At 68.4% G+C, this 14,709-nt stretch carries 13 protein-coding genes and 2 pseudogenes; 11 read left to right on the top strand and 4 right to left on the bottom strand.

All coding sequences use genetic code 11. From position 1 onward, the window contains the following. Positions 1-43: 43 nt before the first annotated feature. Together nadC and K2M58_RS07895 are read right to left on the bottom strand one after the other, a co-directional pair. Positions 44-877 (bottom strand): carboxylating nicotinate-nucleotide diphosphorylase, encoded by an 834-nt coding sequence (gene nadC, locus K2M58_RS07900; RefSeq protein ID WP_220677115.1) that lies wholly within the window; start codon positions 875-877, stop codon positions 44-46. Positions 878-952: 75 nt separating this feature from the next. Beyond that, positions 953-2,539 carry an L-aspartate oxidase gene (locus K2M58_RS07895; RefSeq protein ID WP_220677114.1) on the bottom strand — a complete coding sequence of 529 codons (1,587 nt, stop codon included), beginning with the start codon at positions 2,537-2,539 and terminating at the stop codon, positions 953-955. Positions 2,540-2,780: 241 nt separating this feature from the next. Here K2M58_RS07895 and K2M58_RS07890 point away from each other — a divergent pair, with 241 nt between their 5' ends. The 5 genes and pseudogenes from K2M58_RS07890 to K2M58_RS07875 all read left to right on the top strand — a co-directional run bounded on the left by K2M58_RS07890 (position 2,781) and on the right by K2M58_RS07875 (position 6,588). Beyond that, positions 2,781-2,957, top strand: a complete 177-nt coding sequence (locus K2M58_RS07890; RefSeq protein ID WP_220677113.1) for a hypothetical protein — start codon at positions 2,781-2,783, stop codon at positions 2,955-2,957. A gap of 56 nt (positions 2,958-3,013) precedes the next feature. Beyond that, on the top strand, positions 3,014-4,363 hold the full coding sequence (gene mtaB / locus K2M58_RS07885) for a tRNA (N(6)-L-threonylcarbamoyladenosine(37)-C(2))-methylthiotransferase MtaB (RefSeq protein WP_220677112.1): 1,350 nt from the start codon (positions 3,014-3,016) through the stop codon (positions 4,361-4,363). Between the two features lie 66 nt (positions 4,364-4,429). Further along, positions 4,430-4,840: pseudogene (locus tag K2M58_RS12655) on the top strand (NUDIX hydrolase); the annotation flags it as partial. A 24-nt stretch (positions 4,841-4,864) separates the two neighbouring features. Further along, a complete protein-coding gene (gene deoC / locus K2M58_RS07880; RefSeq protein WP_252393609.1) occupies positions 4,865-5,584 on the top strand; it encodes a deoxyribose-phosphate aldolase in 720 nt (239 codons plus the stop codon). A 158-nt stretch (positions 5,585-5,742) separates the two neighbouring features. Further along, positions 5,743-6,588 carry a prohibitin family protein gene (locus tag K2M58_RS07875; RefSeq protein WP_252393419.1) on the top strand — a complete coding sequence of 282 codons (846 nt, stop codon included), beginning with the start codon at positions 5,743-5,745 and terminating at the stop codon, positions 6,586-6,588. A 129-nt stretch (positions 6,589-6,717) separates the two neighbouring features. On the opposite strand, the gene K2M58_RS07870 is transcribed toward K2M58_RS07875, so the two are convergent. Both K2M58_RS07870 and K2M58_RS07865 read right to left on the bottom strand, forming a co-directional pair. Beyond that, positions 6,718-7,641 carry a Na/Pi symporter gene (locus K2M58_RS07870; RefSeq protein ID WP_220677109.1) on the bottom strand — a complete coding sequence of 308 codons (924 nt, stop codon included), beginning with the start codon at positions 7,639-7,641 and terminating at the stop codon, positions 6,718-6,720. Between the two features lie 351 nt (positions 7,642-7,992). Beyond that, entirely contained in the window at positions 7,993-8,721 is a 729-nt protein-coding gene (locus K2M58_RS07865) for a DsbA family protein (protein WP_220677108.1), read from the bottom strand. Between the two features lie 186 nt (positions 8,722-8,907). Between K2M58_RS07865 and rpsU the strand changes: the two genes are divergently transcribed. The 6 genes and pseudogenes from rpsU to ybeY all read left to right on the top strand — a co-directional run bounded on the left by rpsU (position 8,908) and on the right by ybeY (position 14,692). Then, entirely contained in the window at positions 8,908-9,087 is a 180-nt protein-coding gene (rpsU, locus tag K2M58_RS07860) for a 30S ribosomal protein S21 (RefSeq protein ID WP_066197486.1), read from the top strand. Positions 9,088-9,329: 242 nt separating this feature from the next. Next, on the top strand, positions 9,330-9,611 hold the full coding sequence (gene yqfC, locus K2M58_RS07855) for a sporulation protein YqfC (RefSeq protein ID WP_220677107.1): 282 nt from the start codon (positions 9,330-9,332) through the stop codon (positions 9,609-9,611). Between the two features lie 25 nt (positions 9,612-9,636). Continuing rightward, on the top strand, positions 9,637-10,842 hold the full coding sequence (locus K2M58_RS07850) for a sporulation protein YqfD (protein ID WP_220677106.1): 1,206 nt from the start codon (positions 9,637-9,639) through the stop codon (positions 10,840-10,842). Positions 10,843-10,885: 43 nt separating this feature from the next. Further along, positions 10,886-11,827, top strand: a pseudogene (locus K2M58_RS07845) (PhoH family protein); the annotation flags it as partial. A gap of 229 nt (positions 11,828-12,056) precedes the next feature. Further along, positions 12,057-14,195: an HD family phosphohydrolase gene (locus K2M58_RS07840; protein ID WP_220677104.1), complete on the top strand. Its 2,139-nt coding sequence runs from the start codon at positions 12,057-12,059 to the stop codon at positions 14,193-14,195. A gap of 53 nt (positions 14,196-14,248) precedes the next feature. After that, on the top strand, positions 14,249-14,692 hold the full coding sequence (gene ybeY / locus K2M58_RS07835; protein ID WP_252393418.1) for an rRNA maturation RNase YbeY: 444 nt from the start codon (positions 14,249-14,251) through the stop codon (positions 14,690-14,692). Positions 14,693-14,709: the final 17 nt, after the last annotated feature.

Below are 14,709 nucleotides of genomic sequence, written 5' to 3'. Positions count from 1 at the left end.
GGCCGCCTCCGGGCAGCCGCCCGCGATGATCGGATTGAATTCATCATTCCAGGTCAAAAGCGATGTCGAGCGCCCGGACCGAATGGGTCAGCCAGCCCAGGGAGATGAGGTCGACCCCCGTTTCGGCGACGGCCCGGACGTTCTCCGGCGTGATGCCGCCGGACGCCTCGACGATCACCCGCCGCCCGGCGCGCCGGACCGCTTCCCGCATTTCGGACAGCGTCATGTTGTCCAAAAGGACGGCTGTGACGCCGGCGGCGACCGCTTCGTCGACGTCTTCCGGCCGCTCCACTTCCACCTCGATCGGCACGAAGGGGCCGACGTGCCGGCGGACCCGGGCCACCGCTTCCCGGATCGAGCCGGCGACGGCGAGGTGGTTGTCCTTGATGAGGACGGCGTCGTCGAGGCCGAAGCGGTGGTTGGTGCCGCCGCCGACGCGAACGGCGTATTTGTCGAGCACCCGGAGAAGCGGCATCGTCTTTCGGGTGTCGACGATCCGGACCGGGAGGTCGGCGACCTTTCGGACGATCTCCCGCGTGGCGGTGGCGATGCCGGAGAGGCGCATGAGGAGGTTGAGGGCCACCCGCTCGCCGGAAAGGAGCGCCCGGCCGCGGCCTTCGACCCGAAGGAGGACGGCGCCGGCGTCGACGTCGTCGCCGTCCCGGACCAAACGAGTCGCCTTAAGGTCGGGATCGAGCAAGGAAAGCGCCCGGGCGGCGACCGAAAGGCCGGCGATCCGGCCGGACGTTCGGGCGACGAATACGCCGGTGAGCCGGACATCCGGCGGCACGATCGCGTCGGTCGTCCGGTCGCCCCGGCCGATGTCTTCGGCGAGCGCCCGACGGAGGAGGTCATCGACGAGCCACGGTTCAATCATGACCTAGCCCCTTTCGCTGCGTTTGAACGGCTGGCCGGTCGGAAACGGTCAGTCTGATCCGGAGAGAAAGTCGGTCTAACCGGTTTTCCCGCCATCGGATCGGACGGCGCTCAACACGAGGCGGGCGGCGGAGACGGCGAGAGCGTCGAAGACGGCCTCCGGCGGGAGCGCCTCGGCGAGGGTTGACAGCGCCTGAAGGGCCCGTTCGACCGCCTCCGGGGTCCGGGCAAGGCCGGCGCCGGCGTCCAGAATCGCCCCGAGGGCGGCCAGGGTCTCCGGAGCCGGGGTGAGACGCACCCGACCGGCGTCGAGGCGCCCGAGCGCCTTGGCGGCGGCCGCCTCCGCCGCCCGCCGTTCGGCCAAAGAGAGCGGCGGTTCGTCTAGAGCCGCTTCCGCCGCCCAGCCGCCGAAGGCCGCCGCTTCGAGAAGACCGTTGCTCGCCAGGCGATTGTGGCCGTGAAGGCCGGTCCAGGCGACCTCGCCGGCCGCGTACAGCCGCGGCACCGTGGTCCGGCCGGAGGCGTCCGTCTCGATCCCGCCCATCGTAAAATGCGCCGCCGGAACGACGGGGACCGGTGCCCGGTCGGGGTCAAACCCTCGCGATCGAAGAGCGATGTCGATGGTCGGAAAACGGTCGGCGAGCCTCCGCACCGGCCGAAGATCGAGCCAGACGCCGCCGGTTCGCCTTCGCTCCAAAAAGACCGCTCGGGCGACGACGTCTCGCGGCGCGAGCTCCGCCGCCGGATCGTAGCGGGGCATGAACCGTTCGCCGAAGGCGTTTAAAAGCCGGGCGCCTTCCCCCCGAAGGGCCTCCGTGAGCAGGGGAAGCGGTCGCTCCGGGACGTCCAGCGCCGTCGGATGAAACTGAATCCGCCCGAGGTCTCGCACCGTGGCGCCGACGCCGGCGGCCAGCGCGATGCCCTCGCCAAACGCTTCCGGTGGGTGGGTCGTCCGGCCGAACAGGGCGGTGACCCCGCCGGTCGCGAGGAGCGTCGCCCGAGCCCGGACGACGAGCGGGCGCACGGTTCGGGCGCCGGGGCCTTCGCCTGAGCCGACGGAGCCGTCGGCCCGGAGGGCCACGGCGCCCAGGACGGAGGAGCCGTCATCGAGGAGCGCGAAGGCGGCCGTCCGCTCGAAGACGGAGACGGTCGCGGAGGACCGCACCCGGACGGCCAGCGTGTCGACGATCGCCCGACCGGTCGCGGCGCCGCCGGCGTGGACGATCCGCCGGCGGGTGTGGCCGCCTTCGAGGCTGAGGTGAAAGGCGCCCGCCGTCGTTCGGGCGAAGGGGACGCCGTAGGCGGCGAGGCGCCGGACGATCTTCGGCGCTTCTTGGGTCACCCGTTCCACGATCCGCCGGTCGTTCGCGCCGCGGCCGGCCCGGACGGTGTCTTCGGCGTGCCGGGCCGGGGTGTCGTCCTCGCCGACGGCGGCGGCGAGGCCTCCCTGGGCGAGCCGGCTTGCCGAAGCGCCGAGGGCGCCGCGGGTCAGGAGGATGATCCGGGCCGCCTTCGCCCGCTCGGCCGCCCGAAGGGCGGCCATGAGACCGGCGAGTCCGCTTCCTAAGATGAGGAGATCGGCGTCAAGCCGGTCGCCCTGAGACAAGAAATCGTCCGGTGCGAAGAAGAATGCGGCATCATAGTTCGCGTCGATCGGTCCCATGCCCGAATTATTACATGTGTAAAGACAAATGTCAACACCGCGGACCGGCGCCCGCTGCCGCCGGCTCCGGCGTCGAAACCAACATCATCGAACCGAATCGAACCGAAGGGTGAAGCGCCGGACCGGACCGGCCCGTGTGGCGATCCGCCGGATCCCCTATAATTGAACCGGAGGCTCCGAAGGCCGTTCGTTAAACGGTGGATGGCTGAGCCAAAAACAGACGACCGAGGGAGAGGATGCCATGTCCGATCGGGCGATCGGGCTCGCGCTGCTTCTCGTCGTCGCCGTCTTCGCCGCCGACGGCCGTCGTCAGAAACTGGCCGCCGTCCGCCTTCCCTCGGCCGGCGGGTTTTATGTTATAATCGCGCTGTCCGGAGCGCCCCGGGCTTGTGCGCCCGATGGGCGTCGTTTTGCATGAACGTCTTTTCGCCTCGCGGACAGGCCGGATCGCCCGGCAGGAACGGAGGGTTGGCGATGCCGACGGTCGCCTTTTACACGCTCGGCTGCAAGGTGAACGCTTACGAAACGGAAGCGATCTGGCGCCTCTTTGAACAGCACGGCTACACCCGCGTCGACTTCGAGGACGAAGCCGACGTCTACGTCATCAACACGTGCACGGTGACGAACACCGGCGACCAGAAGAGCCGGAAGATCATCCGCCGGGCGGTGCGGAAAAACCCCGACGCCGTCGTCGCCGTGACCGGCTGCTACGCCCAGACGTCACCGGCGGAGGTGCTCGCCATCCCCGGCGTCGATGTCGTCATCGGCACGACCGGCCGGAACCGGATCCTCGAGTACATCGAGGAGGCCCGGCGGACCCGCCGGCCGGTGAACGCCGTGACGAACATCATGAAGGTCCGGGAATACGAAAACCTCACGGTGACGAAGTTCGCCGAGCGGACGCGGGCCTTTTTGAAGATCCAGGAAGGGTGCAATAATTTCTGTACCTTTTGCATCATCCCCTGGGCGAAAGGGCTCGCCCGGAGCCGGCGGCCGGAGGACGTGCTGGCGGAAGCCCGGGCGCTGGCGGAGGCCGGCTACCGGGAGATCGTCCTCACCGGCACCCACACCGGCGGATACGGCGAAGATCTCGACGGCTACCGGCTGTCGGACCTGCTTCGGGATTTGAGCCGCATCGATGGGATCGAACGCATCCGCATCAGCTCCATCGAGGCGAGCCAGCTCACCGACGACGTCTTCGAAGCGATGGCGGCTTCGGAAAAGCTCTGCCGCCACTTTCACGTCCCGCTGCAGGCGGGCGACGACGCCGTCCTCCGGCGGATGCGCCGGAAGTACACGACGGGCGAATACGCCGCCCGCATCGAGCGGCTCCGGGAGATTTTTCCCGAAGCGGCCATCACGACCGACGTCATCGTCGGCTTTCCCGGCGAGACGGAGGCGATGTTTGAGGCCGGAGTCCGGTTCGTCGAACAGATCGGCTTCAGCGAACTCCACGTCTTCCCGTACTCCAAGCGGAGCGGTACCCCGGCGGCCCGCATGCCCGACCAGGTTCCGGAGCCGGAGAAAAAACGCCGCGTACAGGCGATGCTCGCCTTGAATGAACGGCTCAAAGCCGCCTACCGGAGAAAGTTCCTCGGCCGGGTGCTTTCGGTCCTGCCGGAGGCCCGGGAGGCGAAGCCGCCGGCGGACGCCGACGCCGGGGGAGTCTGGCTCGCGGGTCTGACCGACAACTACCTCCGGGTCGTCTTCCCCGGCGATCCGTCCCTCATCGGCGAACTCGTCCGGGTCCGCCTTGACGCCCTCGACGGGGATGTCCTCCGCGGAACGCCGGTGCGCCTGCTTTCTCCGGTTGCCGGTTCCTAGTCGGCAGAAGGTGGCGTTTCGTTGGCGGAGGACCGCCGTTTCGGCGGGGGTCCGGCGGGGAGACGGGTGGATGAGGGGCGAACCGTGAGCCGAGGCGAAAGGAAAGGAGGCGCGCGGTTGAACGATATCGCGGCCGGCGGTGTCGTCTACGCCGTCGAAGGCGGGGCGCTCCGCCTCTTGTTCATCGACGACCGATTTGGCTACCTTTCTCTGCCCAAAGGGCACCCGGAGCCTGGGGAATCGCTGGAGCAGGCGGCGCTTCGGGAAATCGAAGAAGAGACGGGCATCCGGGGGCGCATCGTCGCCCCGCTCGGTGAGGTCGCGTACGCGTTCCAGACCGGAGACGGCAAGACCGTTCACAAAACCGTCCATTACTATTTGATCGAAAAAACCGGCGGCACCCTCCGGGTGCAAGAAGAGGAAATCGCCGGCGTCCGCTGGATTCCGGCGGACGGCGCGCTCCCGGCGCAGGAAGAGGCCGGCTATCCGAACAACCGGCCGATCCTCGTCCGGGCCCTTCAGGCGCTCCGGCGGGAGATCGCCCGGCGGATCGACCATACGCTTCTCAAACCCGAGGCCACCAAGGACGACATCCTCCGCCTGGTCGAAGATGCCGTCCGGTACGGGTTTGCCGCCGTCTGCGTTCAGCCGTGGTGGGTGCCCCTCGTCGCCGACCGGCTCCGGGGGACCGGCATCCGGACGTGCGCCGTCGTCGGCTTTCCCCTCGGCGGGACGCTCCCGGAGGCCAAGGCGTACGAGGCGTACCAGGCCGTCCGGGCCGGGGCCGAGGAGATCGACGTCGTCGTCAATCTCGGCGCCCTGAAATCCGGCGACGAAGACGGCGTCCGGCGGGATCTCGAGGCCGTCATCGAGGCGGCCAAACCCCAGGCGGCGGTCAAGGTCATCCTGGAGACGGCCCTCCTCACGGAAGAGGAAAAACGCCGGGCCGCCGAATGGGCGGTCGCCGCGGGGGCCGACTTTGTGAAGACGTCCACCGGTTTTGGCCCCGGCGGGGCGACGGTGGAGGACGTGCGCCTCATTCGCTCCGTCGTCGGCGATCGGGCCGGCGTCAAAGCGTCCGGCGGCATCCGGACGCTTTCGGTGGCGCTCGCCTTGCTGGAAGCCGGTGCCGACCGTCTCGGCACCTCGAGCGGTCCGGCGATCGTCCGGGAACTGCCGGCGCCGGAAGACGCGGCGTCCGATGAGAAGGCCGTACCGTGAACGGAAGGCGGCCGGTGCCGGTCCGTTCGCCGAAGCCGGCCCGGCCGCCGAGGCCGATGGGCCGTCGAAGGCGGTCCGCTTGCCGAGGCCGGCCGCTCTGCCGGCGCCCAGCGCCGGGCGCATGTTTTACACAATTTTCCAAACGTGGGGGGATGACGGTGTTCCAAGAAGCGCGGGAAAACGTCGTCGAAGTGAAGGTGCCGAAGCCCCCGGCCGTCCGGTTTCTCGCCGTCCTCATCGGCATCGCGGCGGTGGCGGCGGGCCTTTTGGCCTTGTCGGTGACGACGGTGCCGGCGGGGCACAAAGGCGTCCTCCTTCAGTTCGGCGCCGTCCGGGGGGTTTGGGACGAAGGGCTTCACTTCAAAATCCCGTTTGCCCAGAACGTCGTCCTCATGGACGTCCGGGTGCAAAAGAGCGAAACCGACGCCACTGCCTCGAGCAAGGACCTGCAGGTCGTCAAAAGCACCGTCGTCTTGAACTACCACATCGACCCGGACCGGGCGGCGGACGTCTACCAGCGCCTCGGCGTCGACTTCGCGTCCAAGGTCGTGAACCCCTCGGTGCAGGAAGTGTTCAAGGCGATCACCGCCCGCTACACCGCCGAAGAGCTCATCACCCTGCGGCAGAAGGTGAGCGAAGAGACGAAAGCGCTCCTCGCGGAACGGCTTCGGCCGTACGGCATCGTCGTCGACGGCTACAACATCGTCAACTTCGACTTCAGCGAAGAGTTCAACAAGGCCGTCGAAGAAAAGCTTACCGCCGAGCAGAAGGCCCTGAAGGCCCAGCGGGACCTCGAACGGGTCAAGGTCGAGGCGCAGCAGAAAATCGAGCAGGCCAAGGCGGAGGCCGAAGCCCTTCGCATCCAGCGGGAGCAGATTACGCCGGAGCTGCTTCGCCTCCGGGAGATCGAGGTCCAGCGCATGGCCGTCGAAAAATGGGACGGCAAGCTCCCGAGCGTCACCGGCGGCGCCGTGCCGTTCCTTCCGCTGCCGGAGGGGCGCTGACCGTCGGCCGGGGACCGGCCCGCCGGGCGCCCCGCGGGCGGCGAAGCGGGGCGCCGCCCCGTCGCGTTTGGCAAATCGGGCTTCCGGGCGTCCCGCGTCCGGCGACCGTCCGCGCCGGCGGCGGTTCGTTCATGCGCGGGGTGGAAAGAGCCGCCGGTCGACGGCCCGAAGCAGGCGGGCGGCCGGGTTCATCAGAGGAAAAAAGGCCGCCGCCGAAAGGGCGTTGAACCAGAACTGCACCGTGGCGATGGCGGCCAGCGGCGACGGCGCCGTCGCCGCTGCCCGGGCCAGAAGATCGACCGCCGGCAAGAAAAGAACCGCCCCGACGGCGTTGACCGCGACATGCCAGGCGGCAACGAGCCGCCCCTCTCGGGGGCTCAAGAGGCCGGCGGCGGCCGTGTCGAGGGTGGTGCCGACGTTGGCGCCGAGGAGAAAGGCCGTCGCCGCCTTAAGGTCGGCCTGCCCGGCCGCGAGCCAGGCGGCGGAAAGGCCGCCGGCGACGGTGCTGCTCTGGAGGATCGCCGTGAGGACGACGCCGGCGACGAACGCCCGAAGCGGATGCTCCGCCATGGCCGCCGTCACCGGCGCCCCCACGGCCGCCGCCGCCCGGCCGAGGGCCCGTAGGCCGAAAAGCGCGCCGAGCAGGCCGGCGAGGGCCGCTCCGATGGCCCGGGGCGTCCGGCGTGGAAGAAGGGCGAGCCCGCCGGCGAGCGCAAGAAGCGGCGCCCAGGCCCGATCGAGCGGCAGGGCGAAGACGCCGAGCGTCACGGCGGAACCGACGTTGGCGCCTAGGACCGCCGGCATCGCCGCTTCCAGGCGCAAAAGCCCGGCGCCGGCGGCGCCGACGAGGAAGATCGTCGCCGCGCTGGAGCTTTGCAGCGCCGCCGTGACCGCCCCGCCGGCGATCAGCGCGGAAAGTGGCCGGCCTTCGAGGGCTTCGAGGCGCCGGGCCGCCCACGTGCCGGTGAGGGCCTGAAGCCCCCGCCGGAGGACGGTGAGGCCGAGCATCAAAAGCCCCAAACCGGCGATCAGCCAGGCTCCGGTCTCGCGCACCCTTCCGCCTCCTCCCGTCGCATCCGGATCGCGCGGGTTGGGCCTGTCCCGCCCGCTGCCCGCCGGGCGTCGTCCGGGTCCCTCGCTTTCCGCCGGTGCCGAGGTTTCCGCGGGTGCGGCCTGGAGCCGGAAAAAGGCATCGTACCGGAAACGTCCGGCCCGCATGGCCCGCGTGGCGCTCGTCCGGCGGGGACGTTTCAGCTTACGCTCCGTCCCCCGAACGGTAGAACCGACCGGGGGCGGGCGCTCGGATCGCCCCGTCACGTCAAACGCCGACCGGACCTCCGGTCGGCGTTTGACATCGAAGCGACGGGCGCTCTCTGCTTTTTCACTTTTTAATGATCGTCCGGATCACCGGCTTCGGCTTGCTTCGACCGCCGTCCGGACGGCGTTCAGATCGAACGGGTCGACCGCCTTCCCGGCGACAAAAAGGGCCGGCACCCCTTCCACGCCCCAGGCCCGGGCGAGCCGGAAAGCGTCCTCGATCCGGGGATCGTCCCGCTGGGCCGCCTCCATCACCGCCTCTTGGTCGATCGCCGGGTCGGCCGCTTCGGCCAGTTCCGCAAGCCGCGCCGGCGTCGCCCACGCCTCTTGGACCGGTCGCTGGGCCGCATACAATTTCTCGGCGTACGCCCAGAAGGCGTCCGGCTTTTGATCGAACACAAAAAGGGCCGCCCGGGCCGCGCTGACCGCATCGCCGCCGAGAACGGGGAGGGGCACGTAAACGAGGCGGGCCTGTCCGCTTTCGATCCACTGCGCCTTCAGCTTGGGAAACACGGTCGTTTCAAAGTCCTTGCAGTGCGGGCATTTAAAATCGGCAAACAGGACGAGTTCCACCGGGCGCTCCGCCCGCTTCCCGGCCGGCGGCTCAAGGGTCGGAAAGGCGGCGAGCAGGCGCTCCGCCTCTTCCGGCGACACGGCCTCCTTTTCCGTCTGCGACGCCGGACCGGCGGGGCCGGAGGCGCCGTCGGCCGGCCGATCGGTTCCCGCAGACGGTCCCTGATCGCCGGCTCCGGCGCACCCGGCCAGGGCGAGGAGGGCGGCGAGGAGGACCGCCGCGATCGTTTTGGCGCGTCCCAACATGCAACCCCCTTTTCCATCATCGCGAAGTTTCCCGTCATCGCGAATATATCCGACCGCTTCCGCCCGATCAACGGGAAGATCGCTTTTCCGAATCCATTTACATCGACCGGCATTTATGATACGATGGCCCGGAAGACTGGGCGTTCCCGGAGCATCGGGGTTCGCCGGGAGGGAGGGAGAACGATGCCGGAGATCCGGGTGCACGACCACGATTCGCTCGACAGCGCGCTCCGTCGGTTCAAAAAAGATCTGGCGAAGGCCGGTGTGCTGAAAGAGCTGAAAAAGCGCCGTCACTACGAAAAGCCGGGCGTCAAGCGCCGGAAGAAGGCGGAGGCGGCCCGCTCCCGGAAGCGTCGCGGCTGAGAACGCGGCGGCGGGGGCGCTCCCTCCCGACCGGCAGCCCCGGCCTTCGGCGGGCCGGGCGGCTCGGCCCGTTTTTCCGGTTCGCATTCCCCGGATTTGCCGAAAGCCGGATCGCTTTCATCCGGTTCATCGCCGACGAACGATCCGCCCGACGTCGACCGCCTGCAGCGGGGCTGCAGGCGGTTTTATTTTGCCGTCGGACGGCATAGAAGGACAGAAGAACGAGGGGAGGTTCGCCGTGGATGCGAAGGCTTAGGCGCTGGTTCGAGGCCGGCGTGCGGGTGGCCGAACTTCCGCCGGATGTCGTCCTCGACGTGCCCCGGGTCACGGCGATCGGAACGGTCCACCTCTATCTCGAAAACCACCGCGGGCTCGAAGCGTTTTCCGCCACGGAAATCCGATTTCGGACGACGACGGGCCGGATTGCCGTCCGGGGGGAAGATCTCGTCCTGCGGGCGCTCGACCCGAGCGAAGCCCTCGTCGAAGGCCGCATCCGCTCCGTCGACTGGGATCGGAGCGAATAGCATGGATGGCGGAAGGGAGAGCACCATGGAGCGGCGCGATCGGCTGTGGGGAGCGTACGCCGAGGTTCGCCTCATCGGCGACCGGTCGGCCGTCGGGCGGTTTCTCACCCGGGTGGCGGCGGCCCTTCCCCTCTGGGACGTTCGAGAAAGCGAAGACGGCCTCCGGATCGTCGTCCGGGCCGGGGACGTCAAGAAACTGAGGCGGCCGGCTCGGGAAGCCGGCGTTCGCGTGCGGATCGCCGGGCGCCGGGGCGGCGCGTTCTGGATCTCCGGCCTCCTCCGGCGGCCGGGGATCATCGCCGGCGTTTTTTTGTTTTTCGCCCTGCTCGCCGTTTTATCCAACCTCATCTGGTTTGTCGACGTCGCCGGGGTGACGGGGGAAGAAGCCGAAGCCGTCCGGGAGGCGGCCGCCGCCCTCGGTCTTAAGCCCGGACGGCCGGCGTCCCACCTTCCGGAACCGGCGGCGATCGAGCGGGCGCTCAAGGCGCGGCTTCCTTGGGCGGCGTGGGTCGGCGTCGAACGGACCGGCGTCCGCGTGACGATCACCGCCGTTCCCCATACCGTCCGGGAAAAAGACGCCGTTCCACCGCCACGCCACCTCGTCGCCGACCGGAAGGCGGTCATCGTCGACTACGTTGTCGCCCGCGGGCGCCCGGTCGTCCGGCGGGGGGAAGTCGTGGAACCGGGGCAGGTCCTCGTCTCCGGCCTCATCGGTCCGCCGGATCGCGCCCTCGCCGTCGCCGCCGACGGGAAGGTCTACGGCGAAGTCTGGTACGACGTCCAGGTGACCGTGACGAGAAAACGGGCGCTTTTCACGACCCGGGAACCGGAGCGTCTTGCGGTCGCGGTGGCGCTGGGCGGCCGGCGTTTTCCCCTCTACGGGAAGCCGCCGGCGTCGGGGGACGTCCTCGTCGATCGCCGCCGGTGGCACCTGGCCTTCGGCCCGTGGTCTCTGCCGGTGGCCCTCGAGATCGATCGCTTTCGGCCCCTCGCCCGAGAAACGATCGACATCTCCGAAGAGGCGGCGCTCCAGGAGGCGCTTCAGGCGGCCCGGGCGGAGCTTTACCGGCGGGGGCGGGACGTGCAGGAAATCCGAGCGGAAACCGTTTTGCAACGGGTCATCGAAGATGATAAAGTGTATGTGAGCGTCCACTACGGCGTGGTGGAGGACATCGCCCGTCCCGCGCCGATTGACGCGGCGGACGGGGCGAGGCCTGGCGGAACGGAGTGACCGATCAAAAGGAGACGCCTTCAAAGGAGACGGATACGACCGGATGCCGACGGTTTCCCGCACGCTGACGCTCCGGACGACGAGCGAAGGGCAGCGCCTTTTCGGCCCTCGCGATCGGTTTTTAAAACGGATCGAAGCCGCCTATCCGGTGGCCATCCACAGCCGCGGCGATGAGCTCGTCGTCGTCGGCGAAGAGGCGGCCGCCGAAGCGGTGATGCGGCTTTTGGACGTGCTTCTGAAACTCATCCGACGGCAGGAACTCATCAGCGACGTCGATCTCGACTACGCCATCCGCCTGAACGAGGAGGGCGACGTCTACCGCCTCCTCGACCTTTACGACGACGTCGTCGCCCGCACCGTGCGGGGGCAGCCGGTCCGGGCGAAGACGCTCGGGCAGAAACGGTACCTCTCCCTCCTCAAGACGCGGGACGTCGTTTTTGCCGTCGGGCCGGCGGGGACGGGGAAGACGTTTCTCGCCGTCGTCTTTGCCGTCCTCGCGCTCAAAAACCAGACCGTCCGGCGGATCGTCCTCACCCGCCCGGCGGTCGAGGCCGGGGAGCGCCTCGGCTTTTTGCCGGGCGATCTCCAGGAAAAGGTCGACCCGTATCTTCGGCCGCTCTACGACGCGCTGTACGAAATGATGGGCGCCGAACAGGTCGCCCGGTCGATGGAGCGCGGGCTCATCGAAATCGCTCCGCTGGCGTACATGCGCGGCCGGACGCTGGACGGCGCCTTCATCATTCTCGACGAGGCGCAGAACACGACGCCGGAGCAAATGAAAATGTTCCTCACCCGCCTCGGCGAGGGATCGAAGATGGTCATCACCGGCGACCTCACGCAGGTCGACCTGCCGCCGGGGCAGAAGTCCGGCCTCCGGGACGCGCTGGAGACCCTGCGGGGGATCGAGGAGATCGGCATGGCCGAACTCACGGAGACGGACGTTGTGCGGCATCCGCTCGTGCAAAAAATCATTCAGGCCTACGAAAACCGCGGAGCGGGCGGAGAAGGCCGCGGCGCGGCGAAAGGCGGCATCGGCGGATCCGGCGAGCGGGAGCGGAGCGGGCGGGGCGAGCCGGGCGACGGCCCGGCGGAACCGGGCCTCCGGCGGTCCGGCGAGGCCGCCTTCGACGCCCCGGCGACGGCCGGCACCGACGGTGGTCGGCCGGACGTCCGGTCGGCGAAGGGGGGACGGGCGGCTGCGGAGGTGAAACGGCGTGGCTAAACGGCGCGTCCGGCCGCCGTTCTGGCGCCGGCCGGCCATCTTCGCGGTCGCGGTACTCGCCTTTTTGCTGTTCAAGGATGCGGTGCTGCCCCAGAGCTTTCACGACCTCAAGCTCGGCGCCCGCTCCACCGAGCGGATCTATGCGCCGAAGACGGTCTACGATGCGAAGGCGACGGAGCGGGCCCGGCAGGAAGCCATGGCTGCCGTGCCGAACGTCTACAAGGTCGACGAATCGGTGACGAAGATGCAGCTTGCCAATCTCGACCGCATCTTCGAGGACATCGCCGCCGTCGACCAGGATGAGACGCTCACCCGGGAAGAGCGGATCGAAAAGGTGAGACGCCTCATCCCATACGATCTGACGCCGTCCGTCTACGAGACGCTGGCCTCCCTGCCGCCGGAGACGCTCCGGACCATCCAGTACTGGACGAAGTCGATCGTCGAAGGCATCATGCAGGCCGGCGTCGACGAACGGGAGCTTGCCGCCGCCCGGGCCAAAGTCAACGAACAGCTCATCCTGGCGGAGCTTTCGGCGCCGAACCGGCTCGTCATCCAGGAGCTCGCCCGCCACAGCATCGTGCCGAACGTCAAGCTCGACCGGGAAAAAACCGAAGAAAACAAAAAGGCCGCCGCCGATGCGGTGGAGCCGATCTACATCTATGAAGGGGACATCGTCCTCGACTACAACCAGGTGATCAACGCCGAGGTGCTCCGGAAGCTCGAGCTCCTCGGCCTCATGCAGCAGGACAAGACCCGGCCCTACGCCGGTCTCGCTCTCATCACCGGGATGCTGGCCGTTTCGCTCGACGTCTACCTCGGCCGGAGCCGGCCGTTTTTGGCCGCCGGCGGGGAGAAGTTTGCCCTGATGTGGCTCCTCATGCTGGCCTTCGATCTTCTCCTCATCAAGGGCTTCGCCCTCCTCACCGTCGCCGGCGGCTTTCGGGACGGCCTCTACCTCCTCCCGGCAGCGACGATGCCGCTCATCGCCGCCATCCTCCTTTCGGAGGGGTCGGCGTACACCCTCGCCCTCTACGGGGCCATCGCCGGCGGCATCATGTTCAACGAGCGCATCGGCACGCTGATCGAATTTCGCGCCCTCCTCTATCTTCTCGCCACCGGCCTCGCCGGCGCCTGGGCGATCGGCACCGCTCCGTCCCGCTCCCGCATCCTCCGGGCGGGAACGGTCGCCGCCGGCGCAGGCATCGTCGCCGTCTTTACGGTCGCGCTCCTCGGCGGCGACGACCTCACGCTCCCGAGTGCCGCCCGCTGGACCGGCGAGGCGATCGTCCAGGGGCTGGCCGCGGCGGTGCTCACCCTCGGCCTCATCCCGCTGTTTGAGGCGGCGTTCGGAATTCTGTCGCCGATGCGCCTTTTGGAGCTCGCGAATCCGAACCAGCCGCTTTTGCGTAAACTCCTTTTGGAAGCGCCGGGAACGTACCATCACAGCGTGATGGTGGCCAATCTCGCCGAAGCGGCGGCCGAAGCGATCGGCGCCGATGGGCTTTTGGCCCGGGTCGGATCCTATTACCACGACGTCGGGAAGACGAAGCGGCCGCGGTATTTCGTGGAAAACCAGATGGGCGAAGAGAGTCCGCATGACCGGCTCTCGCCGTGGGAGAGCCGGGACATCATCATCGATCACGTCTTCGATGGCGTGAAGATGTTGCAGGAGATGCGCTTTCCCCAGGCGATCATCGACATCGCCGCCCAGCACCACGGCACGACGGTGATCAAATATTTTTACCACAAGGCGAAGGAACGGAAGCCCGAGACGAAGCCCGAGGAGTTTCGTTACCCCGGGCCGAAGCCGAAGACGAAGGAAGCGGCGATCGTCATGATCGCCGACACCGTCGAGGCGACGCTCCGGGCGATGAAATCCCCGACGCGGGCGGAGATCGCGGCGCTCGTCGAACGGACGATCCGGGAGAAGATCGACGACGGCCAGTTCGACCACTGCGACCTCACGATGCGGGAGCTCGACCGCATCCGGGAGGCGATCCTCGCCACGCTGTCCGGAAGCTTTCACGCCCGGATCGAGTATCCCGAGGAATCCGCTTCCGGTGCGGGTTCGACCTCCGGGGTCCCGGAAGGCGAGGGGGCCGAGGCGGAGCGCCGGAGCTCTGCGCGATAAAACCGAACCGCGGTCGAACCGCGACCGAATCGACGAGAAAGCGGGGGCAGGGCGTGGGACTTGTCATCGACATCGATTATCGCGGCACGGATTTTCGCCTGTCAGAATCCGATCGCGCCCGGCTCCAGGCGATGTTTGAGCGGGCGCTCGCCGAAGAGGGGCGGCCGGCGTCGGGAGAAGTGTCGATCGTCCTGACGGACGATGCGGAGATCCACCGGCTGAACCGGACCTTTCGCGGTGTCGACCGCCCGACGGATGTCCTCAGTTTTCCGATGGAGGAGCCGGAGCTTTTGGGCGATATCGTCGTCAGCATCCCCCGCGCCCGGGCGCAGGCTGAGGAGTACGGCCATTCTTTTGAGCGGGAGCTCTTTTTCCTCCTCGTGCACGGGTTTTATCACCTGCTCGGCTACGACCACGAAACGGAGGACGAGGCGAGGGTGATGTTTGCCAAGCAGGAGGCCCTGCTTCAGGCGTTTGGCCTGACGCGGGATCCGTAGCGGCGGGCGGGTAAAAC

Source organism: Hydrogenibacillus sp. N12 (genome assembly GCF_019645935.1).
Lineage (GTDB): Bacteria > Bacillota > Bacilli > Thermicanales > DSM-22653 > Hydrogenibacillus > Hydrogenibacillus schlegelii.
Note: the sequence above shows the minus strand (reverse complement) of the source record. Positions and strands in the feature narration are given on the sequence as shown.